The organism is Flectobacillus longus (genome assembly GCF_030056705.1).
GTDB classification, from domain to species: domain Bacteria; phylum Bacteroidota; class Bacteroidia; order Cytophagales; family Spirosomataceae; genus Flectobacillus; species Flectobacillus longus.
In genome coordinates, this window is record NZ_JASHIC010000011.1 from 17,468 (window position 1) to 44,059 (window position 26,592).

Annotated in this window: 22 protein-coding genes; 14 read left to right on the top strand and 8 right to left on the bottom strand. The window is 37.2% G+C overall.

The window, feature by feature from the left end; all coding sequences use genetic code 11:
- Window positions 1-100: 100 nt before the first annotated feature.
- From QM491_RS08970 to QM491_RS08985, 5 genes are all read left to right on the top strand, one after another.
- Complete coding sequence (locus QM491_RS08970) at window positions 101-2,299, top strand: alpha-N-acetylglucosaminidase (protein ID WP_283327167.1); 2,199 nt, start codon at window positions 101-103, stop codon at window positions 2,297-2,299.
- A 65-nt stretch (window positions 2,300-2,364) separates the two neighbouring features.
- Window positions 2,365-4,587, top strand: a complete 2,223-nt coding sequence (locus QM491_RS08975; protein ID WP_283327168.1) for a GH92 family glycosyl hydrolase — start codon at window positions 2,365-2,367, stop codon at window positions 4,585-4,587.
- Window positions 4,588-4,599: 12 nt separating this feature from the next.
- Window positions 4,600-4,803, top strand: coding sequence for a hypothetical protein (locus tag QM491_RS08980; protein WP_283327169.1), 204 nt, complete (start codon window positions 4,600-4,602; stop codon window positions 4,801-4,803).
- A gap of 125 nt (window positions 4,804-4,928) precedes the next feature.
- Window positions 4,929-5,450: an exosortase K gene (xrtK, locus tag QM491_RS25530; protein ID WP_374761250.1), complete on the top strand. Its 522-nt coding sequence runs from the start codon at window positions 4,929-4,931 to the stop codon at window positions 5,448-5,450.
- On the top strand, window positions 5,434-8,220 hold the full coding sequence (locus QM491_RS08985; RefSeq protein WP_283327170.1) for an MSEP-CTERM sorting domain-containing protein: 2,787 nt from the start codon (window positions 5,434-5,436) through the stop codon (window positions 8,218-8,220). The genes xrtK and QM491_RS08985 overlap by 17 nt, the downstream gene beginning before the upstream one ends.
- A gap of 191 nt (window positions 8,221-8,411) precedes the next feature.
- On the opposite strand, the gene QM491_RS08990 is transcribed toward QM491_RS08985, so the two are convergent.
- The 5 genes from QM491_RS08990 to QM491_RS09010 all read right to left on the bottom strand — a co-directional run bounded on the left by QM491_RS08990 (window position 8,412) and on the right by QM491_RS09010 (window position 13,740).
- Complete coding sequence (locus QM491_RS08990) at window positions 8,412-9,311, bottom strand: AAA family ATPase (protein WP_283327171.1); 900 nt, start codon at window positions 9,309-9,311, stop codon at window positions 8,412-8,414.
- A 130-nt stretch (window positions 9,312-9,441) separates the two neighbouring features.
- Window positions 9,442-10,266, bottom strand: coding sequence for an FAD binding domain-containing protein (locus QM491_RS08995; RefSeq protein ID WP_283327172.1), 825 nt, complete (start codon window positions 10,264-10,266; stop codon window positions 9,442-9,444).
- 63 nt (window positions 10,267-10,329) lie between these two features.
- On the bottom strand, window positions 10,330-12,714 hold the full coding sequence (locus QM491_RS09000; RefSeq protein ID WP_283327173.1) for a xanthine dehydrogenase family protein molybdopterin-binding subunit: 2,385 nt from the start codon (window positions 12,712-12,714) through the stop codon (window positions 10,330-10,332).
- A gap of 42 nt (window positions 12,715-12,756) precedes the next feature.
- Window positions 12,757-13,239 carry a (2Fe-2S)-binding protein gene (locus QM491_RS09005; RefSeq protein ID WP_283327174.1) on the bottom strand — a complete coding sequence of 161 codons (483 nt, stop codon included), beginning with the start codon at window positions 13,237-13,239 and terminating at the stop codon, window positions 12,757-12,759.
- A 60-nt stretch (window positions 13,240-13,299) separates the two neighbouring features.
- A complete protein-coding gene (locus QM491_RS09010) occupies window positions 13,300-13,740 on the bottom strand; it encodes an SRPBCC family protein (RefSeq protein ID WP_283327175.1) in 441 nt (146 codons plus the stop codon).
- Between the two features lie 519 nt (window positions 13,741-14,259).
- Between QM491_RS09010 and QM491_RS09015 the strand changes: the two genes are divergently transcribed.
- Entirely contained in the window at window positions 14,260-15,372 is a 1,113-nt protein-coding gene (locus QM491_RS09015) for an XdhC family protein (protein WP_283327176.1), read from the top strand.
- Window positions 15,373-15,542: 170 nt separating this feature from the next.
- On the opposite strand, the gene QM491_RS09020 is transcribed toward QM491_RS09015, so the two are convergent.
- Together QM491_RS09020 and QM491_RS09025 are read right to left on the bottom strand one after the other, a co-directional pair.
- Window positions 15,543-16,358 (bottom strand): Cof-type HAD-IIB family hydrolase, encoded by an 816-nt coding sequence (locus QM491_RS09020; protein ID WP_283327177.1) that lies wholly within the window; start codon window positions 16,356-16,358, stop codon window positions 15,543-15,545.
- Between the two features lie 122 nt (window positions 16,359-16,480).
- Complete coding sequence (locus tag QM491_RS09025) at window positions 16,481-16,954, bottom strand: hypothetical protein (RefSeq protein WP_283327178.1); 474 nt, start codon at window positions 16,952-16,954, stop codon at window positions 16,481-16,483.
- A gap of 108 nt (window positions 16,955-17,062) precedes the next feature.
- Here QM491_RS09025 and QM491_RS09030 point away from each other — a divergent pair, with 108 nt between their 5' ends.
- Window positions 17,063-18,019: a hypothetical protein gene (locus QM491_RS09030; protein WP_283327179.1), complete on the top strand. Its 957-nt coding sequence runs from the start codon at window positions 17,063-17,065 to the stop codon at window positions 18,017-18,019.
- A 204-nt stretch (window positions 18,020-18,223) separates the two neighbouring features.
- Here QM491_RS09030 and QM491_RS09035 read toward each other — a convergent pair whose 3' ends face one another.
- Window positions 18,224-19,168: a D-2-hydroxyacid dehydrogenase gene (locus tag QM491_RS09035; protein ID WP_283327180.1), complete on the bottom strand. Its 945-nt coding sequence runs from the start codon at window positions 19,166-19,168 to the stop codon at window positions 18,224-18,226.
- 687 nt (window positions 19,169-19,855) lie between these two features.
- Here QM491_RS09035 and dnaK point away from each other — a divergent pair.
- From dnaK to QM491_RS09070, 7 genes are all read left to right on the top strand, one after another.
- Window positions 19,856-21,760 (top strand): molecular chaperone DnaK, encoded by a 1,905-nt coding sequence (dnaK, locus tag QM491_RS09040; protein ID WP_283327181.1) that lies wholly within the window; start codon window positions 19,856-19,858, stop codon window positions 21,758-21,760.
- Window positions 21,761-22,101: 341 nt separating this feature from the next.
- A complete protein-coding gene (locus QM491_RS09045) occupies window positions 22,102-22,533 on the top strand; it encodes an AbiV family abortive infection protein (RefSeq protein WP_283327327.1) in 432 nt (143 codons plus the stop codon).
- 283 nt (window positions 22,534-22,816) lie between these two features.
- Entirely contained in the window at window positions 22,817-23,020 is a 204-nt protein-coding gene (locus QM491_RS09050; protein ID WP_283327182.1) for a hypothetical protein, read from the top strand.
- Between the two features lie 378 nt (window positions 23,021-23,398).
- On the top strand, window positions 23,399-23,707 hold the full coding sequence (locus QM491_RS09055) for a nucleotidyltransferase family protein (RefSeq protein ID WP_283327183.1): 309 nt from the start codon (window positions 23,399-23,401) through the stop codon (window positions 23,705-23,707).
- A complete protein-coding gene (locus QM491_RS09060; RefSeq protein WP_283327184.1) occupies window positions 23,676-24,011 on the top strand; it encodes a HepT-like ribonuclease domain-containing protein in 336 nt (111 codons plus the stop codon). Before QM491_RS09055 ends, QM491_RS09060 begins: the two co-directional genes overlap by 32 nt.
- 630 nt (window positions 24,012-24,641) lie before the next feature.
- On the top strand, window positions 24,642-25,898 hold the full coding sequence (locus QM491_RS09065) for a hypothetical protein (RefSeq protein ID WP_283327185.1): 1,257 nt from the start codon (window positions 24,642-24,644) through the stop codon (window positions 25,896-25,898).
- Window positions 25,899-26,139: 241 nt separating this feature from the next.
- Entirely contained in the window at window positions 26,140-26,532 is a 393-nt protein-coding gene (locus QM491_RS09070) for a hypothetical protein (protein ID WP_283327186.1), read from the top strand.
- Window positions 26,533-26,592: the final 60 nt, after the last annotated feature.

Genomic DNA, 26,592 nt, shown 5'->3' on the forward strand with positions numbered 1-26,592 from the left:
GAAATTTTGCTATAAATTTTTAATTATGAGCACCTTCAAATAACGAATGTACTATTAACTAATAACGTCTTCTTAATTACCCAATTTTAATTAACATAACATGAAAAAAGTATTTCTAACGCTGTTGGTAAGCTTGTTTTGTATTTTTCAATTATCGGCACAAATCGATTTAGGAGAATCCAAAGCATTAATCAAACGAATTATTCCCACCAGAGCCAGTGCCTTTGAAGTCGGTTATCTTCCACAAGAAAACGGGAAAGATGTTTTTGAAATCAGTTCAAAAAATGGCAAAATTATCCTTAAGGGAAGCACTGGGGTAAGTATTGCTTCGGCATTTAATTACTATCTGAATGAATATTGTCACTGCCAAATTACTTGGAATGGTTCAAACTTGGCATTACCTAAGGTATTGCCAGTCCTCAAAACTCCTGTAAAAAAGAACTCAGATTTTCTTTACAGATATTATCTCAATTACTGTACATTCAATTACAGTATGTCATGGTGGGATTGGAAACGCTGGGAAAAGGAAATTGACTGGATGGCACTTCATGGTATCAATATGCCTTTGGCGATTACGGGCGAAGAATACACTTGGTACGAAGTTTACAAGGAAATGGGCTTTAGCGATGATGATTTAAAAGGCTTTTTCTCTGGACCTGCGTATTTTTCATGGTTTTGGATGGGAAATCTTGACGGCTGGGGTGGACCACTTCCTTTAAGCTGGATGAAAAGTCATCATGAATTACAAAAGAAAATTATTAAAAGAGAACGTGCATTGGGAATGAAACCTGTTTTGCCAGCCTTCACAGGACACGTGCCAGAGGCTTTCAAAAAGCATTTCCCGAAAGCTAAACTCAAAGCTACCAACTGGACAAATGGTTTTGCCGATACCTATATTTTGGATGCTGAAGACCCGCTATTTGCTGAGTTGGGTAAAAAGTTCTTACAAAAGCAAACAAAAATGTTTGGCACTGACCATTTTTACTCAGCCGATACTTTCAACGAAAACGAACCTCCATCAGATGAACCTGCATTTTTATCCAAACTGAGTGCAAAAGTCTATGAAGGTATGCAGCAAGCCGACCCCAAAGCGGTTTGGGTAATGCAAGCATGGTTGTTTTATTCGGATAGAAAATTCTGGAAAGAGCCACAGGTAAAAGCTCTTTTGGAGGCAGTACCAAACGATAAAATGTTGTTGCTGGACTTGGCAACCGAAATTGAACCCGTTTGGAAACGTACACAAGCCTATTATGGCAAACCTTGGGTTTGGAATATGTTGCATAATTTTGGGGGCAACGTCAATCTTTTTGGACGAATTGAAGGTGTAGCCAACGGACCTGTTCAAGCACTGAATGACCCTAATAAAGGAAATCTACAAGGCTTGGGTTTGACAATGGAAGCAATTGAGCAAAATCCAGTATTGTATGCTTTGACAATGCGTCATGCTTGGGATAGTTCGCCATTGGACTTAGACAAGTGGTTGGATGGCTATATCCGTAATCGTTATGGAAAAGTGACGCCAGAAAACCGTGAAGTTTGGCAAATTCTTAAAAAGACTGCCTACAACGGAACAACAATTCGTGATGGTGCGGAGTCTATTTTGACTGGTCGACCAACCTTTGATTCAACGACTATTTGGACAAGAACCAAATTGAATTATCCTCCAAAAGAGCTATTGCCAGCATGGAAATTGATGGTAAAGTCTATCGCAGTAAATGGAAGTAAGGAGGGTTTTCAGTACGATTTAGTCGATATTTCGAGACAAGTACTGGCAAATTATGCGCTGCCTTTGCAGAAAAAATGGGTGACAGCCTATCGTAACAACGATTGGGCTAACTTCGACAAATATGCTCAGGAATATCTAATTTTGATAGATGATATGGATGAATTATTGGGAACACGTCAGGATTTTTTACTAGGCAAATGGATCAAAGAAGCTCGTGCTTGTGGTTTTACGCCTGCTGAAAAAGATTTGTATGAGCAAAATGCCAGAGACTTAATAACACTTTGGGGAGACGCCAATTCACCTTTACACGAATATTCAAATCGTCAATGGAATGGTTTGATGAAGGATTTTTATAAAGTTCGCTGGAAAAAATTCTTTGATGCCTTGACCACTGCTCACCAAAAAGGAGAAAAATATCAGCATGAAGCATTTGAAAAAGAAATCAAACAATGGGAATGGTCATGGGTGACTTCACACAAGGATTTTATGGCTACGCCAAAAGGAAATCCAAATCAAATTGCCCAAAAACTGTTTGATAAATATTACTTAAAAATTGAGCAGTCTTACGAATAAATACATTATTCCCTTAAATCTTTTGGAGACGTTGCTTGCAACGTCTCTACTAATTTAATTCTATTGTGAAAAAAATCTTACTTATCTTATTATTATCGACTTCCCTTTTTGCACAGAAAAAACCACTCGATTATGTTAACCCATTGATTGGGTCGGCACCGAGTACTACGCCAAGTGCCCAAAAACATAGCGAGGCTGGTTCTGAATTAAAAGGACAAGTAGTTCCTATGATTGGCGTTCCTCAAGGACTAACCACTTGGACACCTCAAACAAGAGCTACCGAACAAAAATGTATTCCACCGTATTATTATAACGATGGAAAAATTCAAGGTTTTCGTGCAAGTCACTGGATGAATGGAAGTTGTGTGCAAGATTATGGCACTATGACCCTAATGCCTCAAGTGGGAAAAATCGAAATTAACCCAGAAAAAAGAGCAGAAGCTTACTCACGAAAAACTGAAATTGTCCGCCCTGATTTGTATCAGGTAGATTTGCAAAATTCTGGAATCAATGTTGCCATGACAGCACTTTGCAGAAGCGGATTTTTTAAAATTAAATATCCTAATCAGCAAGAAAACTATCTAATCATCGAGCCAAATTCTGACGAAGGCGTTGGATTTGTACAGGTTTTTCCAGAAAAAAAGGAAATAGTGGGTTATAATCCAGTTCACCGAATCTATCAAGGTTCTGGTCAGCCAGCGGGTTTTAGTGGTTATTTTGTCATACAATTTGATTCAGATATTACTGATTTTGGAACATGGTTAAAAAATGTTGTAACGCCTAAACAAGCAGTTGCTCAAGGAAAAGCAGTAGGCGAAAATGTAGGAGCTTATGTCAAATTTGCCTCAAAAGAAGTAAAAGTTCGGATAGGCACATCGTTTACGAGTATTGAAGGCGCTCGTAAAAATTTAAAGGCAGAAATTTCCCATTGTAATTTTGACTTAGTCAGACAAAGTGCTGCCAATCAATGGAATATGGCACTTGGTAAAATTCAGGTAAAAGGTTCTGACAATGATAAAACGCTATTTTACTCAGCACTTTATCATGCCAAATTGACACCAAGAGTTTTCTCTGATTTTGATGGGAAATACCCTCAGTTTGCAGGTGGCAAAACCATAGAAACTGCTAAAGGATTTACCTATTATGAAGACTACAATCTCTGGGATACTTATCGTGCGGTTCACCCTCTTCATACGATTTTAGAGCCCAAACGCACCGCCGATATGATGCAATCATTGATTGTAAAGGCGGAGCAGGGTGGTTGGTTACCTATTTTTCCATGTTGGAATCAGTACACGGCTGCCATGATTGGCGACCATGCGATTTCGGCTATCGGAGATGCGTATATCAAAGGAATCAAAGGTTTTGACATCGAAAAAGGCTATCGCTATATGCGCAAAAATGCCTTTGAGCCTAATCCTGACGCCAAAAGTTATGAACAAGGAAAAGGGCGAAGAGCTTTATCAAGCTATCTCAAATACCATTATATTCCTATGGAAGATTCTGTTTGGCAGGCATTTCACAAGCGTGAGCAGGTTTCGCGCACGCTCGAATATGCCTACGACGATTTTGTATTGGGTAAAGTGGCTGAAAAATTAGGAAAAAAAGCTGATGCTGAAATACTTGCACAACGTGCGCAAAACTACAAGAATGTCATTGACCCGCAAACAGGATGGGCAAGAGGAAGATATGCGGATGGTTCTTGGATTACCAAATTTGATCCTTTTGCACAGCGTTCGAGTTTTATTACAGAAGGTTCTCCTGCTCAATATACGTTCTATGTGCCACAAGATATTCAAGGATTAATCGCTCAAGTAGGAGGGAAAGAGCGATTTATTCAAAAGCTAGATACCCTTTTTGAACAGGGATATTATTGGCATGGCAACGAGCCAAACAATCAGATTGCGTACCTGTATCCTTATGCGGGTCAGGCGGAAAAGACTCAAAAATGGCTTCGCAAAATTATTAGAGAAGAATATGATACCAGTCCTGGAGGAATGAGCGGAAACGAAGATGGTGGTCAAATGTCATCTTGGCTGGTGTTTAGCATGATGGGTTTTTACCCAGTTTGCCCAGGAAATCCTAGCTACACTTTAGGAAGTCCTATGTTTGATGAAGTAAAAATTCAGACACCATCGGGTAAGTATTTTACCATAAAAACATATAACCAATCAGATAATCATCCAATGATTGATAAAATGAAATTAAATGGCAAGTCGTTTTCAGCTATTGAAATTACACATCAAGAATTATTAAAAGGCGGTCTTTTAGAGGTTTGGATGAAATAAAACACTAAGAGTATGTTTGAAATTTTATTCGGTATTTTAGAAGAAACAAAATTTCCTATCGACACTGCTTACTTTTCTTGTCTTGACACAAGAAAAGTAACAAAAGAAAGTCAAGAAATCCTAAACTCGCCTGCGGCTCAAACAATAGGATTTCAGAAAATAAATACAGGCTTTTTTATTTTTAATGAATTTAAACATGCTCTAAATTTTGGCTAGAGTGTGAGCTGGTTTACTTAAAAACTTTACGCTCTAGCCATATTTTTCATGCTAAAATTTTTATTTTGAATTTGCTTCTCTATCTTCACGACATAAAATTTATGATGTTTTAAAGTAAATAGTTCGTGAAAAGTAAATATTCTACCTTGCTCGTACTTGGAACACTGTTTCTGTGTGCCAAAATTTTCTACAAATACGCCAATATCTCGCAACTTCTCTGGCTTGTCAAACCAGTTGCTATTTGGATTTCTTCGTTTACCAATACTACAATGTATTGGGATGGTTCGGATGGCTATGTCTTTCCCAGTTTGAGTATTTGTATTGAAAAATCTTGTTCTGGCTTCAATTTTTTGCTAATATGTTCTGCAATGTTATCCTATTTAATTTTGCAGAAAAAGAACCAAATTTCTCCAAAATACGGCATATCGATATTGCTGATTTCGTATCTGAGTACGATTGTTAGCAATACCACACGAATTTGTTTTTCTATTTTATTAAGTCAAGCATTTCCTCAGAATTGGATAATACATCATTCTTTTGTCCATCAGGGAGTTGGGGTTCTCACCAATTTATTTTTTCTCATTTTCACGTATTTAGTTTTTCAATACCTATTCAAAACAAGTCTACAACATGAAAAGTCTTCTTAAACCTTTTTGGATTATTTTATCCAATACCCTGCCTTTTTCGGTGCTTCTTTTTTTACTCTTTATTGAATGGCAAACAATTCATACACTCTTGCAGGAAGACACCCAAAAGTACTGGTTTATAGTAGCTGGTATCGTGTTAGGATTGCTGATGATACAAAGTATTTATGCTATAAGGCTCATCATTCTTCGAAAAAATACACCGCTGCCCTACGGAGTAATAACTTTGATTGTGCATTTATTATGCTTAATTTTTTATGTTACTTATAGCGATGAAATTGTGCCAAGAGAAGTGCCCGCATGGATGATTGATGGTAATAAATACGTTTACGTTTTTACCTTTATGATGCCAAGTTTGCTTTATGCTATGATTGTACTAATCCTTGAAACTACGCCTGATGTAACCAAGGTTAGTTTTGCCAAAAATCTTGCGCTTTCATTAGCTATTCCGATTGGATTTTATTTTTTCTTTTTCATGATTGGCTCAGTCTATCATCCAAGCCACATCACAGATTACATAGAGGTCTTCCTCTGGATTTTGATTGTTGGCGTTATGGCTAGCTTTTTTTATTTTGCTACAAGGGCACTTTATATTTTAATATTCGATAAAAATCTACTCAAAAAAATACCTTCTATCTGGTGGAAGATTATCATAGCCTTGATCTTTCCAGTTTTAGGTCTGAGTCTATACGCAACCCTTATGCCTTTAGGGGGATTTTTCGGTGATTTTTCCAATAAATGGTTTTTGATTTTGGCTATTACCAATGGTATAATTGTTTGTTTACCACGAAGTTTAAACCCAAAAATCAACCTATTGCTGTGGATAATGAGAGCAAGTACTTTTAGTTTTACCTGCTATTTCTTTTTGGTATTTTTACCTTATACACCGCTTTCTTTTATTTTGCTTTTTACTGTAGTTTTTGGTTTATTGATGCTTACCCCAAGCGCACTTTTTATAATTCACAGTGCTGAATTATACCAAGACTTTCAAGCTTTAAAACAAAGTTTTAAAGCTTACTATTTGATAATTAGTGGATTATTATCATTTATGCTAATTCCTACAGTTATCATTATTTATTTTTGGAATGCCAGAAACGACTTGCATACAACGCTCAATTATGTCTACAGCCCCAACTATGAGAAAGAATCTCAGACGACTTCGGTTAATCTTAAAAAACTATTGTATTATTTAAAATCTACCAAGCTGAGCCGTCCCGCTACCTTTAGCTGGACTCCCTACATTGACACTTTTTATTCATGGGTGGTCTTGGATAATTTGAGTTTGTCAAATCGAAAAATTAGTGATTTGGAACAGATTTATCTTGGAAAAGAGTCACAAATCCATGTAGAACCCACGACTAATCAAACTACTAGCCTACAAGATATTAGAACCGAAAGTGTGTATGACAGTACCACTCAAACTTGGAAATCTTGGGTACATTTAAGTATTCAGAATGGTAAAAATCAAAATGCAGAATATCATGAAAAATTCAATCTACCAGTAGGAACATTTGTTGCAAATTATTATTTGGATATGGGTGGCAAAAGGGAAGTGGGAATTTTGGCGGAGAAAAAAACAGCAAAATGGGTGTATCGAAATATCTTAAATGAAAGCGTTGCTAGAGACCCTGGTTTATTGTATTTTTCTGATGAGAATATCGTTGCATTACATGTGTATCCATTTACACCAAACGAATTAAGAACTACTGGTTTTCAGTTGATTCACAAAGAGCCTATTGAGCTTTCAATTGGAAATAAAATAGCCAAATTAGGAGTTGATAAACACCCTAATGTAATGTTGAATACGTCACATTTTATCTTTATTCCCAACAAAGAAAAAGCAAAATTATCTGAATCTTATCGGAAACCCTATTTTCATTTTATTTTGGATGTAGCACATGGGAATTCTTTTCAAAGATATACTTATCAATTGCAAAAGTTAAAGAAAGATTATCCTAGCTTTTTTACAAATGCTAAAATAAGCTTGGTTAACTCTTATGTTAAAACAGTCGATTATACAAATAATTGGATGGATGAATTATCGGAAGATGGTATAGAAGGAGGGTTTTTTCTCGAAAGGGCAATTCAACAAATTGCTTATCAAGAGACAAAAAATCAGTCAAGTTTTTATCCGATTTTAGTAGTATTAAGCGACACAATTGCTAATAGTATTTTTACTGAGAATAAATTATCTCATTGGAGTTTTGCTTTTCCAGAAGGAGCTAATTTCCTGCTGTTAGATAAGCAAAATATATTGACCAATCATACTTTAGAAAACCCGATAATTGGAAAATTAGCAAAATTAGATTCTATTTTGTATCCTAAGAAAATACGACTATTTGTGTCGGAGGGTAAGAAATATTTTCTTGCAGATGATGCTAAAACTACAGTTATTTTCAAGTCGAATTCTTTAGAGGAGCCACTTACGTTTTCGAAAGAATCATGGCAATCAGGGATTTTGTTAGAAAGTCAGAGGAGACAACTTTTGCTTCATCCCGAACAACAGGAAAAGTACTGGCGAATTTTAGTGAAGAATAGCTTTGAGAGCAATATCCTTAGCGAATATACTTCATACATCGCACTCGAAAATGAAGCACAAAAAGCAGTTTTGAAGAGAAAACAACGTGAAGTATTAAATGCGAATTCAAATCTTGACTTGGTACAAGATTTGGAGCGTATGAGTGAACCTGAACTTTGGCTTATGATTGCAATGGTAGGTTTATTGGGAATTTATCATGAACGGAAAAAAATTGTCTCTCGATTTTTCTCTTGATTTTTTCTGCTTAAGGTAGCGAGCAAAATAAAAATAATTTTATTCGCTTTAAGCTCTAGGCTTTATGCAGTAGGCTAAAAGTTAAATCGTATTTCTCATGAAGTAATAGAAATTTTTTTGCCTACTGCTTACAGCCTAAAGCGTATTAATGCAATTTTATTTTGCACGATTACTTAAAAATTTAAACAAAACTAGATAGAATCTACTTTTGAATTTACACCCGTTTTATCTAGTAACTCACTAAGTGATAACTGAATCGAGCGAATGTCTTTCCAGTCTTTTAGGATAACTCCCAATGTAGATTCAATGATATTTTTGTCCAATGCCGAGAAATGTAGCGTCACCAAGGCTGTTGCCCAGTCTAAGGTTTCGGCAATACCAGGCGTTTTTTCTAACTTTTGTACTCGTAAAACCTGCATAAAACTACAGATTTGTTCGGCTAGCTTGGCATCAATATTTGGTAAATGATTTCTGACAATCATTAATTCTTTTTCAAAATCAGGATAATCAATCCACAAATATAAACAACGTCGTCGCAAGGCCTCCGAAAGCTCACGTACACGGTTGCCTGTAACAATTACTTGTGGAATAGAAGTGGCTTTGATGGTTCCAATTTCAGGAATGGTAATCTGCCAATCAGATAAAACCTCCAACAGAAAACTTTCAAATTCTTCATCAGCTCGGTCAACTTCGTCAATTAAAAGCACACATTTTTGTGGTGACTGAATGGCTTTGAGCAAAGGACGTTTCAATAAAAATTTTTCCTCAAATAGCCCTTTTTCTTTTTCTTCTACACTGATTCCTGATTCTTCAGTAGCCTTCAAATGCAATAGTTGTCGTTGGTAATTCCATTCATACAAAGCCTGTGAGGCGTCCAAACCTTCATAACATTGCAAACGAATTAGCTCAGTTGCCAAAATCTGTGTCATGACTTTGGCAATTTCAGTTTTCCCAACTCCTGCTGGACCTTCAATGAGTAAAGGTTTTTGAAGTTTGAGCGATAAAAACAACGCCATTTCAATCGAATGGTCGGTAATATAGCCTCTTTCAAACAACAAGCCCCGAATAGATTCAAGCGTGATTTCTGACATAGTTTTCTTGTTGAGAAAGAGACAAAGACACAAAATGAAATACTGAAATAAGAATTCCAACAAAAAATAATCAATAAACTACCGTATTCCAAACTCAAATCACTTTGTGCCTTTGCTCCTCTGTGCCTGTTTAACTAACTTCCACCAAAGCCCTTCTAGCATAAACTTTGGCCAAATGTTTACGATAATCCTCTGAGGCATAGTGGTCTGACATAATACTTACCCCTTCAGCGGCTTTAGAAGCAGCTTCTTCTGCTGAGGCGCCTGAACTTGAAGCACTTTCGACAGCTTCGTCTCTAAAAGCATAATCGGATACACCTGCAAAAGCAACTCTGGTAGCACCAGAAGGCTCTTTTACCGCGGCACAACCAACAATAGCAAAGCGTGAAGCTGGTTGGACAAATTTCTGATAAGTTGATTTTGTACCTTCAGGGGGAATAGGAATCCGAATTTGAGTAATTATATCAGTCTCCTCGAGTATTGTAGAGAAAAACCCTGTAAAGAAATCCTGTGCAGAGACGGTTTTTGTGCCGTCAGCACCTTGAATGACAATGCTAGCATCCGCTGCCAATAACAACGCAGGCCAATCGGCAGAAGGGTCGGCGTGAGCGATACTTCCGCCAATAGTTCCTTTGTTACGAACTTGCACATCACCAATAGCACTAGCTCCTTTAGCCAAAAAAGAGAGCGTGTTTTGTACATCAGCAGACGTGGCGATTTCATGATGCGTATTGGCTGCACCAATAACTAAGGTTCCATCTTCGATACCGATACCTTTGAGTGACTCGATTCGGGTAACATCTACCAAGGTATCTGGTGCATTGAGACGCAGCTTTAGCGCTGGCACTAGGCTATGTCCTCCTCCGAGTACTTTAGCATAGCTTCCATTTTGTAATATTTCGATGGCTTCTTCAACTGAAGACGCTCGTTTATAATCAAATGAATGAGGTATCATTTTGGTAAAATTTTGATGGTTGATTTTCTAGAAAAGAAAATGTTTCCAGTAAATAAAGATACTTTAACTGTTCATCGCGCGCCAAACTCGCTCTGGCGTTGTTGGCATAAGAATATCCTTCACGTGTCCAAAGCCTCCACTCCAGAGGGCATCCAATACAGCGTTGACAACTGCTGGGGTCGAACCAATACAACCTGCTTCTCCTGCGCCTTTTACGCCAAGTGGGTTGTGTGGACAAGGTGTTTCAGTGCGATCTAGCTCAAACATCGGTAAATCGTCGGCTCTTGGCATACAATAATCCATGTACGAACCGTTGATGAGCTGTCCATTTTCATCGAAGATTGCTCCTTCTAATAATGCCTGACCGATACCTTGCGCCAAACCGCCATGAATTTGTCCATCCACAATCATTGGATTAATCACATTACCAACGTCATCAACGGCGATAAAGCGTTTCAGACTAACTTTTCCTGTTTCTTTATCTACTTCTACTACAGCTATATGACAACCAAAAGGATAGGTAAAATTGGCTGGGTCGTAAAAACTAGAGAAGTCTAAGCCTGGTTCTAATCCTGCTGGATAATTGTGGGGAATATATGCTGTAAGTGCTATATCACCGAAAGCCACGGATTTATCGGTTCCATTTACAGTGTATTTCCCATCCGCAAACGTAAGGTCATCGACGTTTGCTTCGAGCTTATGGGCGGCTATTTTTGCCCCTTTTTCAATGATTTTTTCCAAGCTTTTTACAATAGCACTACCACCAACTGCCAAAGAACGAGAACCATACGTGCCCATACCAAAAGCTACAGTTTCGGTATCTCCATGATGAATTTCGACGTCTTCCAAAGGAATACCGAGTTTGTCGGCTACCACTTGAGCAAAGGTCGTCTCATGTCCTTGTCCATGTGAGTGCGCGCCTGTGTACACGCTGACTTTACCAGTAGGCTGCACACGAACTTGCCCGACTTCGTACAAACCTGCACGAGCACCCAAAGCGCCAACTACTGCCGAAGGAGCAATACCACAGGCTTCAACATAAGTTGAAAAACCTACGCCTAAAAGTTTGTTAGATTGAGCCGCTTCAGCTTGTGCTTTTCTGAATTCTTCATAACCGAGCATGGCTACTCCTCTTTTCAATACTTCTTGATAATTACCCGAATCATATTGTAAGGCTACTTGCGTTTGATAGCCAGGCTGATTTACACCATCGAAAGGAGGAATAAAGTTTTTCATACGTAGTTCCACTGGATCTATCCCCATTTCGTGTGCTGCCAAATCCATGAGTCGCTCCAACAAATAGGTAGCCTCTGGGCGACCTGCACCACGATAGGCATCTACAGCATTGGTATGCGTAAAGGCACAAGTCATATCCAAATGAATTTTTGGAGTGGTGTACAAACCTTGCAAAAGAGTTCCATGCAAATAGGTTGGCACAGCAGGGGCAAAGGTCGAAAGATAAGCACCAAGGTTCGCAAATGTTTTGATGCGTAGAGCTGTAACATTTCCTTCCTTATCAAAACCCATTTCGGCATGAGTTACGTGATCACGACCGTGAGCATCGGTAATAAATGCCTCCGAGCGCTCAGAAGTCCATTTTACAGGTCTTTCAATTTGTTTTGAACACCAAGTAACCAAGGCTTCTTCGGTGTAGTGAAATATTTTTGACCCAAATCCACCACCAACATCTGGACCAACAACGCGCACTTTATGTTCTGGAATACCCAACACAAAAGCACACATCAATAAGCGAATCAAATGAGGGTTTTGCGTACTGGTATAAAGAGTATATCTATCAGTAGAAGGTTCATAAAGCCCAATCGCCGAACGAGGTTCGATAGGATTAGGTATCATTCTCTGATTGACAAATTCTAATGAGGTAACATGATGTGAGTTGGCGATAGCTTCATCAACTTCAGCTTTGGGGTTGCCTATTTCCCAGTCAAAAGCAATATTATTAGGTGCTGCTTCATGAACCAATGGGGCTCCCTCTTTTACGGCATCGGCAGGATTGACAACGGCATCAAAAACCTCATAATCTATTTCGACCATTTCGGCAGCATCGGCGGCAATTTCTTTAGATTCTGCAATAACTACTGCCACGGCATCACCTACGTGCTTTACGGTGCTTCCTGTACCAACCAATAAGGGGTGAGGAGGCTCCTTCATAATATCTCCATTTTTGAAATTGACCTGCCAACCCGCTGGTACGCCATTAATACCAGATTGGGCTATGTCGTCGCCTGTAAAGACTGCTACGACCCCTTCAGCTGAGAGTGCGTGACTGATGTCTATACTGTTGACTTTGGCATGCGCATACGGACTGCGGATGATATATGCGTAGGTTTGTCCCGGCAAAATCATATCATCGGTATATTTGCCTTTGCCTGTAATAAAACGCTTATCTTCGACACGTTTTACGGCTTTACCAATATATTTATTACTCATGATTTCTGAATGAATGTTAAGAATGATTAATCGGTGATACGTTTAGGCGCTTACTTCGTTGCTCATTTTCTCAGCAGCATACTGCACTGCTTTTACGATATTGTGATAACCAGTGCATCGACAAAAGTTACCTTCTAAACCATGGCGAATTTCAGACTCGCTTGGACTTGGATTTTTAGCCAATAAATCTGCCGCAGTCATAATCATTCCCGGTGTACAAAAACCACATTGTAAACCATGACATTCTTTAAATCCTTCTTGCAAAGGGTGTAGTTCTGCCCCTTGTGCCAAACCTTCAATCGTTGTAACAGTACATCCATCTGCTTGAACAGCTAGCATTGTGCAGGATTTTACAGCTACTCCATCGACATGAATCGTACAGGCACCACAGCTACTGGTATCACAGCCAATATGTGTGCCCGTTAATCGAAGAGTATCTCGCAAGAAATGGACAAGAAGGGTGCGTGGCTCCACCTCTCGGACATAATCCTTGCCGTTTACATTTACTGAAATCTTAATTTCCATTTTCGATAGTTTTTATTTAAAGGTTTGTATTTGTTTGATTATGAGTGATGTAATTCTATTTTAAGAGGCAATTTCTTCTTCGAAATTGCTGAAAAACTGCTTAGTCAATGTGTTAGCGACACCGCTCAGTACTCGTTGACCTGTGCGAGCCAACAAGCCAGATAGTTTAGCATCACCATCAAAGCTGATTTCCGTTTGCTGAGCATCCACTGCAACCAAATTGATTTTGATGGAGGCATCTGCATTGCCAATTTTACTATTTTGACTAACATTGAGGGTAAAAGTAGATGGTGCTATAATGTCAGATAAAGTAAGACCACCTGAGAATTTGCCACTTACAGGACCCAATTTGATTTCGGAAATAGCTTCAAATTGGTTTTCGCCAGTTTTTTCAAGTCTCGAAACTCCTGGAACAATCTTGGCAAGTATGTCGGTATCCATCAACATCTGCCAGACTTTCTCTATGGGAGCAGCCAAAGTATGTGAACCAGTTAATTGCATATTTTCGTTAAGTTAAATTGATTAAGAGTGATAAAAATCATAAATAATTCAATTGTATTTTTCTAATTTAATTTTAAGTAATTACCAAATGTTAATTAGGTTTGATAATTTTAAATTGAATTATTTCTCTATTTTATAAAACAATTTCTATCTTTCAAAGTAATATTTGTATTTAATCAAGTTGCTTTGAAATAGTACAATTTTTAGAGGTTTTTTTCTTGAAATAATATAATCTAAAACGTTTGATTGTAAATGGTCTGTTTTTAAATCAATTATTTGAGATAACTAAATTCTGAAATGACTCGATTAAAAAGTTTGAAATGAGCTTCTTTGAATTGACATTAAAAGGGTGTCTTACTGTGATTATGCTTATACTAAAGAAGAAGTCGTTTGTCGAAAAAGGTAATGAGATTGGCGTAAAAGATAAGTTTAATAGGTTCGGATTTAGTAAAATTGTTGAAATTGGAGCCTAACAAATTTGTATCCTACCAAATATTAATACAGAAAGTACTTGAAAAGATGAAAGAGATAAAAGCGATTATTGAAGCCTACCAAAGAATAAATTTTGCTACGCATTCTGCTGCCTTAGCTACAGTCGTCCGCGTAGAAGGTTCTTCGTATCGGCGAGCAGGGGCACGTATGCTGGTGAGTGATTCGGGAGAGTGGATTGGAGGTATCAGCGGGGGATGCTTGGAAGGTGATGCTCTTAAAAGAGCTCGTTTGGCAATGGCACAAGGTAAGGCTACCATCGTTACCTACGATACTACCGACGATGATCCTTATCAAATAGGAGTAGGGTTGGGTTGCAATGGCATTATTGATGTCCTACTCACGCCCATTGACCCTAACGATATCAATAATCCTGTTGCTATTTTATCGGATATTCTTGATAAACGTGTACCAACGGTTGTCGTTACTGTCACAGCGACAGATATACCTGAGCAATTGCCTTTGGGAAGTGTCTATAAATACGAAAGGAATCGATTTACCATAGATTTTCCTGTAAGTGAAATACTGGATGAGGTGACAAAAGCAGCAGATGGGGCTTTGTTTTCAGAAAAATCAAGCTCTTATCATTTTACGTTAGACAGCGGTGCCGAAGTAAGTGTTTTCGTAGAAGTGATTTTACCAGCTACTCATATTTTGATTTATGGAGGTAATTATGACATATATCCGATGGTACAATTAAGTAAGGAAGTGGGTTGGAAAGTTTCGGTAGTTTGTAATCCTTTAAAAGTACACAAGCGCTTGTTTGATTGGGCAGATCATGTTATTGCAAAAGAGGATGCTGAGAGTGTCGAAATAGATGCTTATACCGTTGCAATACTAATGGCGCATGACTATGAAACCGATTTTAGAAATATGCGTGCGCTTATTCAGACTCCCATCAAATATATCGGAATGCTTGGCCCTAAAAAGCGTACCGACAAAATGTTTACAAAAATGGAGGAGGAGGGTAAGCCGATTACAGAAGATGATTTGACACGCATTGCCACTCCAGTAGGCTTAGATATTGGCGCAAGTACTCCTGAAGAAATCGCCATATCAATCATTGCCGAAATCCGAGCAATGTTCGCTGGTCGTTCGGGGCAACGGCTGAGACTGAGAGATAAACCGATTTATGAGAGCTAGCTGTTATTATTTAGTGATTGAGCGGTTGAGTGATTGAGTGATTTTTTTGCTAGTAGAGACGCAATGCTTTGCGTCTAAAAAGCGTCATTAAAAAATACAGTTGAAAAAAAGCGGTCAAAATTAGCTTTTCGCCGCTTTTTTTAATGAACATTTATAGGGACAAATCCTATTTACACCAATGCTTCTTCCAAAATAAATCTTTCAATTACTTCAGCAACGCCGTCTTCATTGTTAGAGGCAACGACGACATCGGCATGATGACGTAGGGCATCTTCCACATTATCGACCCAAACACCCAAACCAGCGTATTGAATCATCGATAAGTCGTTACTAGCATTACCAACTGCAATAATTTCATCGGATGAAATGTCTAGTTTTTGAGCTAATCTATCCAAACTAGCAGCTTTGTCGATACCCAATTGCATGATTTCTAGGAAGAAAGGTTTCGACGTAGTAATACTTTTGTGATTTACCTGAGCTTTGAGTTTTGCCATTACTTCAACCAAACGTTCAGGCTCTTCAAGCATAATACATTTGACAGAATCACGGTCTACTGCCTTTTTAAAATCATCAACTTTGATAAGAGGCATCCCAGTAATATGGGTCTCAATATCAATATAAGGTGATTCTGACGATGCAATAATATTTCCATCTAAATAAGTAATAATATGCACGCCGTTTTCTTGACTAAAATCATATAAGGCATGAATATCTTCTTTGCTAATACTTTGTTCAAAAAGCACCTCTTCTGTGGTCATATCCAAGATAACTGCGCCATTATAAGCCAAGATATAAGAGTTATTTTGATGCAAACCTAGTTCTTTGGCATAACTCAACATGGCAGGAGTGGGTCTGCCTGAGGCTAAAACCACTTTTACGCCTGCTTCTTGTGCTTGAGCTATGGCAGTTTTATTTTTTTCTGAGATACGATGGTCATCGGTCAACAAAGTGTCGTCCATGTCCAATACCAACATTTTATATTTCATAAGGGATATATATTTTGAGTCTGAGATTCAGGGATTTAATTTTTCTGAATTCTCAGACAAAAATAAGTTTCGGTATCTGACCTTTGTGCTATCCCTTTGAATAATCAAAAAAGTTCTTTAAATCATTTTAGTTTAATCGTGTACTTGCCATATTGGTCTTGGGAATTTAGGAGCGATACGTTATTTAGGTTTAATACGTCAATGCTGTAGTTTGAACAACATCCTGACTTCTTCATACTTATTTCATACCGAATTACGCCTAATTTGGTATTTTCAGCATATAGTTCATACTCTTTAGTGCCATCTACCCCTTTGGTAAACATTATGTCCCAATATAGAGTGGCTTCAGGCGTTTTTACCATAGTCCCTTTGTAGGTGCTGTTGTCGTTTGCGATTTTGAGGAAGTATCCTGTCGAGTCTGAAACATTTATGCCTGATGAATTCAAAATCTTGAATCGAGGAATTGGAGGAGGCGACACACAGGCGAATCCATCACATTTGAAGATTTGGTTACAGGCATTTAGTAAAATTACTAATGACATCAGGGCGAGAATTAAGCTGATTTTTTTCATCAATTGTTGTAGTAAAGTGGACATAAATAGTTGGAGGTTTATCGTATAGACCCAAGAGTATGGTTTTTGGTTGCATGATTGTCATAATATTTCTGAATTAGCTTCGTTAAACGGCATATAACCTTTGAAAAAATGTTTAAAAAAATAGGCTTTACGATTTCTCTTTCGTTGCTTGGAATAGCTACACAAGCTCAAAATAATTCTCTCAGTCAGATTTTTTATCCTAATATCACCATTAAAACTGAGGCTATTCCTTCTGCCGACCGTGGTGATGGAAAAGATTTTGGTTTGACCAGAACTTCAACCTTGGGTTTTGTTCCGCTTTCCACAGATTTTAATGTTGGAATCGGTTTTGGAAAGAAGTTTGATATTCAAGCAAAACATACCTTTTTGGTAGCTAACTTAAGTCAGATAAACCCAACTATTGATGGTAAAGAGGCTCCTTCAGGTGGTTATAAAACGCTTTCGGCTGGCATTTTTCAATTGAAGGCAAGTTTACGAGATAAATTTTGGCTTTATGGAGGAGGATTAGGCATCACTGAATCTAATGAGACCTTTTTTTCACCTCAGCCTTACTTGTGGGGTGGTGCAGCACGTGTGAGAATTTTGGGACTAAATACCCAAATCATGTACGGCACAGCGGTAGTATTCAATCAAAAGTTTAGAATTATTCCTATTTTTGGTTTCAACAAACGTATCAATGAAGATTGGCGTATTTCTGGAATTTTGCCTTTCCAAGTTACTGGCACACGTAAAATTACAGAATGGTTTAATTTGGGCGGAAATATTGCATTAGGAGGATACAGCGGAGGTTTTCAGGAGTTGGGTACAGGAGAAAAGTTAGCTAGAAAGGAAAATTATCAGCAAGTAAAATTTACAGTTTCAGCCAATGCACACGTGTTGAAGGTATTCAATTTATCATTAGAAGGTGGAATTGTTACTTTTAGGCAAGACAAAATCTTTAATTCAGCGGTCGAAAATCTACAAACGTACCATCCTGGTACAGCGCCATATATCGGTGCGAGCGTGCGATATATTTCTAACAAAAACAGCATGGGTGCAAAATTGATGTCCAAATTAGGAATTTAATTTTTTGTAGAGACGTAATATTTTACGTCTAAAATTGGATGTTCTTATAGGTTTGTCTCTTTTAAAGATTAATATTTTTTACGTTTATTTTGGTCGTCCTAATAAGTACTACTGATTTTAAGCTATTTGGTTTGGAGACGTAAAATATTACGTCTCTACAGGGTTTTGAATGCGGATAACTCCGCACTCAAAACTCCTCACTCCCTAGTATCCTTTTACCAAGTCTGCAATATTTTCCAAGGGCTCATTATTTTCAAAACGTTGAAGATTGTTTAAAAATACCTTGACCTTATCTGCGTTTTCTTCTGCCCAGCCACCTGATGAATGTTGCGTCAAAAGCACATTTGGCATATTCCATAAGACATGATTTTCTGGAAGAGGTTCTTCAACTGTTACATCCAACACTGCCCCTGCGATGGCGCCAGCTTGAAGCTTTTCGATTAAAACAGGTTCATCGACAGCCGAGCCACGACCAACGTTGACAAATAACGCTTCCTTTTTCATTTGATTAAGAAAAGCTTCGTCTATCAAACCGATTGTTTCGGTGGTTTCTGGTAAACAAGCCACTAAAATATCCAATTCAGGCAAATAGGCTCCTATTTCTGACCACGACCAAACTTGTCCTTCAATGGCAGTTCTTGAAAAGATTTTAATATCGCAGTCAAAACCTTTTAGGATTTTAGCAACTGTTTGACCAATCGCTCCATTACCTAAAATTCCGACCTTTTTTCTAAATAATAGATGCAAAGAAGGGCGAATACTACCGCCCACCCACTGATTTTGGGGTTGTAGCACAGATAATCGGTCGATACCACGATATACTGCCATGATACCAGCCACAGCAGTTTCGGCCACTGACTGACCAAAAAATCCTTTGAGATGAGTGATTGGGAAACGACTATGTGATAATTGCTGATAGGGGTCTAAGCCAGCAGAATGTAGCTGTAGCCATTGTAGTTTTGTGCTTTCCTCTGCCCAGTCTAAGGGTACATTGCCCATACAAACACTTGCCTCCAAGAATGTTGCTCTACGATTTTCGGGTAATAGCGTATCACCAAAGCTGAGTTGATAACCTTTTTCTGAAGGTAAAGTGTTGATTAGTAGTTGCTTTTCAGACTCTTTGAGTAATGTGTGGATATAAATTTTCATTTCGAGATAAGTATTATTCCAGAATGTTGAAATATGAATATTGAAATTAGTACAAGAAAACAACTTTACAGTAAAAAAGATAAACTCTATTTTTCCTAAAAGTATTTAGTGGATAGAATTCTACTTTAAAGCTCAGAAGGGTGGTTACAAGTTAATAGTATATCAGTTATCAGTAATTTCAAATAGTTTGAACTAGTTCATCATTAGGGCTGTAAGAGAGTTTTTGATTGTTGGTATTTTATGGTAGAATTAACCCTTGCGATTGCCATTCCGAATGTGGCAACCGCAAGGGTTGATTCTACATCGTTTCTGTTATTATGACAAAGCCCTATTTTCGTTCGGTACAGATTTATATTTTATCATCCTTTATTTCCAAAATCAGCAATCCCAAATTATTTAAACCTACTCAAAACTCACAACTCAACACTCATCACTCCCAAGAATCTGCCATTGTTGTCAGGCTTCTTAATTTTTTGTCAGTCAATGAAAAATCCTATTTTTGACATACTGACAGATTGTCAGCAAAATTAACTGAATTTTCGGTTGGCATTAAGATTGTTAAATACTTTACGTCGTCAGATGAAAAAAAGATATGAAAGGCACAGTCCGAAAGGTGGAATAAACCAATCTTAACATTTGACCTAAAAAGAAAACAAGATATTTAACAATAATTAATTCACTCTAGCAATGGGAAAAATTATCGGTATTGACTTAGGCACAACCAACTCTTGTGTTGCAGTTATGGAAGGTAACGAGCCAGTCGTAATCGCCAACTCAGAAGGTCGTCGTACTACACCTTCAATCGTAGCATTTTTGGATAACGGAAACGGAGAACGTAAAGTAGGAGATCCAGCAAAACGTCAGGCAATTACAAACCCTACAAACACGATTTCTTCAATCAAACGTTTTATGGGTAAGCGTTACACTGAAGTAGGTAGCGAGCTTAAAACAATTGCTTACACAGTAGAACAAGGTTCAAACGATACTCCACGTGTACGTATCGGCGACCGTTTATATACTCCTCAAGAAATCTCAGCGCAGATTTTGACTAAAATGAAGCAAACTGCTGAAGATTATTTAGGTCAAACTGTTACTGAAGCTGTTATTACTGTTCCTGCATACTTCAACGATGCTGAGCGTCAGGCTACAAAAGAAGCTGGTGCAATCGCTGGTTTGGAAGTAAAACGTATCATCAACGAACCAACTGCTGCTGCTTTGGCTTATGGTTTGGACAAAGGTGGTAAAGACATGAAAATCGCAGTATTTGACCTTGGTGGTGGTACTTTCGATATTTCAATCTTGGAATTAGGTGATGGCGTATTCGAAGTAAAATCAACTGACGGTGATACTCACTTAGGTGGTGATGACTTCGACCAAGTAATCATCAACTGGTTGGCAGACGAATTTAAAAATGACGAAGGTGTTGATTTGCGTCAAGACCCAATGGCATTACAACGTTTGAAAGAAGCAGCTGAAAAAGCTAAAATCGAGTTATCATCTGGAGCATCTACAGAAATCAACTTGCCATATATCTTCCCAGTAAACGGAATGCCGAAACACTTAGTACGTTCATTATCACGTGCTAAATTCGAGCAATTGGCTGATACTTTGATTCAAAGAATGTTGGAGCCTTGCCGTCGTGCTATGAAAAACTCTGGCTACAGCAACTCTGACATCGACGAAGTAATCTTGGTAGGTGGTTCGACTCGTATTCCACGTGTAGTTGAAGAAGTAGAGAAATTCTGGGGTAAAAAAGCATCTAAAGGCGTTAACCCTGACGAAGCAGTAGCAATCGGTGCGGCAGTACAAGGTGGTGTATTGACAGGTGAAGTAAAAGACGTATTGTTGCTAGACGTTATTCCTTTGTCATTAGGTATCGAGACAATGGGTGGTGTGTTCACTAAATTGATTGAAGCAAACACTACAATCCCAACTCGTAAATCTGAGGTATTCTCAACGGCATCTGATAGCCAACCATCTGTGGAATTGAACATCTTACAAGGTGAGCGTCCAATGGCAGCTAACAACCGTTCATTAGGTCGTTTCCACTTAGACGGTATTCCACCAGCACCACGTGGTGTTCCTCAAATCGAAGTAATTTTCGATATTGATGCCAACGGTATCTTGCATGTATCTGCGAAAGATAAAGGTACAGGTAAAGAAAACAACATCCGTATCGAAGCATCTAGCGGTTTGACAGATGCAGAAATCGAAAGAATGCGTCAAGAAGCGAAAGCTAACGAGGCAGCAGATAAAGCTGAAAAAGAAAAAATCGAGAAAGTTAACCAAGCAGACTCATTGATTTTCCAAACAGAAAAACAATTGAAAGAGTACGGTGAAAAACTTTCAGAAGGTAACAAAACTGCAATTGAAGGTGCATTAGCAGAATTGCGTACTGCACATGCTTCACGTGATGCAGCGTCTATCGATGCTGCATTAGAAAAATTGAACAACGCTTGGATGGCAGCATCTCAAGAAATGTACGCTCAAGGTGGTGACGCAGCTCAACCAACAGGCGATGCAGGTCAATCAGCTAATGCAGGTGGTGGTTCTTCACAAGCAGAAGACGTTCCATTTGAAGAAGTAAAATAAGAAGTCGGTTTGAGATAAAGTAGGTTAGTATTAAGATTTACTTTATCTCAAATGACAATAGAAATATTCTCACCTGAGATATTTATACCCTAAGCATACGGCTTTCGGCAACAGATTAAAAGTACTATAAAATCTCCTTTTAGGAATTCCTTCAATTTATTGTTGGGAGATTTTATAGTACTTTTTTTTGTGAATGAAAGAGTTATAGGCAATAAAAATGGGCAACTTTAAAAAGTACAAAAAATATAGTATGATTAAAACTATACAAAAACAAAAAGAAACATCAACACGTACCTACAATAAAGAGGTTTTGTGGGAACTACTAAATAAAAGAAGAACTAATTGAAGAAGCTAAAATATTATATGACCATGCAAAATATGCGAGAGCATATTTCTTGGCATATACAGCAAACGAAGAAATTAGTAAAGGACAAATTATAGCTGATTTCATTATGGGAGTTTGTTCCGAAAAGGAGTTCTTAGATTGTTTTAAGAGGCATGACTTAAAATGTAATTATACAAACTTAGTGGTCGAAATAGAAAATCCTTTTACTTTAAAATACTCTGTGGATTCTACTATGGAATTCTTTAAACAAAGGAACAATTCCATGTATGTTGGTTCTGAGGATTACGTTAATATCTCTTCGCCAAAAGATTACATAAAAAAAGAAGAGGCTGACCAAATTATTCAATTTTCAATCGATCGTTTACAAAATATTTTAACCATGGAAGAGTTCAACGGTAGAATTGGCTCAAAGGCACATTTTAAGTAAAATGTTAAAACTGTATTTATATATTGAGAAATACCTTCACTTAAAGAATGTAGAGTTAATTTTTTCCAGATAAGTCAATAGAAGTGAAGTTTATAACCAAGGTTATTTCAACCTTTATAGCTTTCAACTAGCATAAGCATAAATCAATGTGCGATTTATACTAAACTTTAGTTCAGTATAAAACTGAAGTAAACAAACGTCTAATATAAAGTCGCTTTTGAATACACGAAGTAAATCGACGTGGATTCAAAGTATCAATCAAAAATTTTAACCTCAAATAAAAATGAATAAATATAGAATTGCTTGGAATATTGGAGGTAAATTAGTCCATTTGGATCATGACGAATTATCAGTTGACGTAAACGGAAATCCTACTGTGGGAGGACCAAAAGAAGATATAGCCACTTTATCAGATGCAAGTGATATTTTAATAAAAGTATCAAAAATGTTTCCTAATCATACTCTACAGATAATACAATTGCAATGAAAAGAACCAGTAATCCTAGTGCTGGCTTCCAAGCCAGTACTCACATTTTCTAAGTATTCAATCCTAATTTTCAGAATGTTAAACCATTTGAAAATAGTTACAAGGATAAGTTAATAATAGCATAGCACCGTAGGAGCGACAGTTTGGTAGTATTATCGTTATGAATTATAGTCATTTAAGCGCCGTAGGTGCGACAGAACACGATTTACTTTCTGTCGCACCTACGGCGCTTTTTACTGTTTTGCCGTTATATCATCTCTACCAAACTGTCGCACCTATGGTGCTGAATTTGCTGTCCCTCAAGCCTCTACTAACATTTTATACTGTTTTTTTGATGAAATATCTTATATTTGAATCATGCAGTTCCAGAAAGAAATATTGAAACCAGAATTTCAAGCAATGTGTCAAAAGCACAATGTGCTAAAGCTATTTGCCTTCGGTTCTGCTATAACAGATAGATTTGATGCTCAAAATAGCGATATTGATTTACTGGTAGAAATAGATGAAAAAGATCCTATTGAACGTGGTGAAAAATTGATATCGCTTTGGGATACGTTCGAGAATTTTTTTCATAAAAAAGTGGACTTATTAACGGAATCATCTATCAGAAACCCATATCTAAAAAGGAATATTGATGCCACAAAAGTTTTAATTTATGACAGAGAAGGCACTAAAATATTTGTATGATATTCTGTATGCGATTGACTCAATAAATGATTTTTTGGGGACAATATCTTCCTTTGAAGAATATGATGCAGATTATAAAACACAAAGCGCTGTAGAAAGACAATTAGGAATAATTGGAGAAGCAGTGAATAAATTTGATGGGCTGCACCCCGAACTAAGTTTGGAAAACACTCGTAAAATTGTAGGGTTTAGAAATCGACTAATACATGCTTACGATGCCGTAGATTCTGCAATGGTATGGGCAATAGTAAAAAAACACTTAGAGCCTCTTAGCAAGGAAGTCGAAAATATTATCTATAAATAGAACTATTGTCTCCCGCTAGTGCTGGCTTCCTAGCCAGTACTCACTTTTTCTGAGGATTCTATCCTAATTTCACAAAGTTGAATCATTTGAATATAAATCTTAAGGATAGATTTATATTGATAAAGCGCCAAGATGCGACAGATAAACAAAATAAGATTGCATTATTGCCCCCACTAGTGCTGGCTTCCTAGCCAGCACTCACATTTTCTAAGGATTCTATCCTAATTTTCAGAATGTCTAATCGTTTGAAAATAGTTTACTAGGATAAATTTATATTGATGAAGCGCCGTAGGAGCGACAGAAAAACGGACTGTATTCTGTAGCAACTATGGCGCTTTTTAGTAATCGTACAAAAAACGATTACATTATTGCCCTTGTTCGAGACTTAGTCACCGGTATTGCTGGCTTGGCAAAGTTTGAAAATGCCTTTATACAATAATTTAGGGTTGATACTAAAAGCTCCTTTTGAGTATTTTATATAACGGCATATTGTGAGAGTTGAATTTTTGCCATATAATAAAAACCTATCCAAGATTTACAGAATAATGATATAATACACTAATTTTCGTATAAACCATTTGACTTTCTAATACGAGGATAATTTGCTATATAATTTTAACAGGTAAGATTATGAAAATTGGAGTCTATATTCCTGGCCTAGGTCAGTCGTTTTCTAGTGAGTCTCTCAATAAATATGTCGAAAGGTTCACGAATGAACTTAAATCCTCAAATTTGGGGGTAAAGTATACTCTAAAAATTGAGTCTACACCTTTTGCTGAGGAAAAAGAATCAAAACTTATTACTATTTATGAGAAACAGAATGAAGAAAATGTGCCTATATACAGATTTTATGAGTTTAGATACATAGATATTCTGGTTACAAAGTTTAAAGCTTGGTCAGTACTCACAAGAAATTTATGGCTTTTACTTCTTGTCCTTCGAAAATTCCCTCTCATTATCTATCGTGTTTTTTATCGGGAAAGCTACAGTCGACCATGGCAAATTATATATGTTTTCGGCATCTTTTTAATATTATCACTTTCCGTTTTGTTATTAATACCTGCTACTATTGCTTTCGCAAGAGATAGTTTCCAATCGGAAATTTTTTTATACATAAAAACAATTTTAAAGGAGGGCATTATCAGAGACTACTTGAACACTAACCCCTCTAAGATTAAATTTTTGAAAAATGTTTGGAACGAATTCAAAAGTATTTACGGACACGTAATTTTTCCAGTTGTAAATATTTTAATTCTGGCATTACCTAACGCTAATTTATTACTTACAAGTCTTGCTGCAGAATTCGTATGTGCGAATGATTATTTGGAACAAGGGAGACAAAAACAAGTTATCCAAGGATATTTAGAGAGGTTGATAGATAAAATAAGTGAGGATAATGAGAATGCTGAAATTCATTTTCATACCTACAGCTTTGGAAGTTTGGTGGCATTGGATTTTCTTTTTCCTTATTCCAGCTCTGTCAGTAAAAATACAAAGAGATTTGTAAAAGGAATAATTACAATAGGTACTCCAGTTGAATTCATAGAAGCCTACTATCCAACATTTTTTGAAGATAGAACACCTACTATGGAAAGTTTGATTACATGGTTAAACGTGTATTCAGTATCAGATGCGTTGGCGACGAATTTTAGAAATGATACCCAAAGAGCTACAGCGTTGTTTGGTATCAAGAATTTACAAATTATTCCAACCAATATCAATTTCGAAGTTGTCAAGGTTGGAGACTATAACATTTGGCAGTTTTTAACATTAGTAGCCATAAAGGCACACAGTATGTACTGGGATTCTGATCCTAATGGCCAAAGTTGTTTACGTGAAATAGTTTCAAGCATGGAGAATAAAGGTTTTCTGAAAAGAAAAGAATAAGATTTTTATCTATTTCTACTCTCAACTAGTGCTGGCTTCCAAGCCAGTACTCACATTTTCTAAGGATTCTATCCTAATTTTAATGCCATTAAAACCTATTAAGCGCTGAATTTTCCTGTTGTTTTTTGTCATCAAATTGTCATCACTGTTTTTCTATGGTGTTTTGGTTTACTTTTAAAAAATCTTGTAATTTGACATTCTAAGAGGTTTTTCTTCTTGTAAACACTTTAACATATCTCACATGAAAAACAACATTTTCAAACTTACCGCTCTTGTATTGTTCACTTTTGTAGTTGTAGTAAACGCCTCTTTAGCACAAGCTCCCAAACGTATCGATTTTGCTAAAGAAGGTTCTAACTCTTTGGTTTGGGAACAAAAGGTTGAGGCTAACGCTAGTAAAAGTTTTGTGTTCAAAGCTACAAAGGGACAAGTATTGACTTTGAGTTTTATTGACGATACCAAAAAAGGTATGATGGAACTAGGCAAGGAATCAATAGAACCTAATGCTGATCCTTATCAAGCAACCATTTCTGTGACCAAAGACTATACGTTTACGGTAAAAAATAACACTGCCAAAAAGACGAGCTTCAGAATTGCGATTAGTTTGGAGGATGCTAAGGCAAAAAAGAAATAAACACCATCATTCTTCTGTAACACAAATCCCCAGCAATGACTTGAAAAACATTGCCGGGGA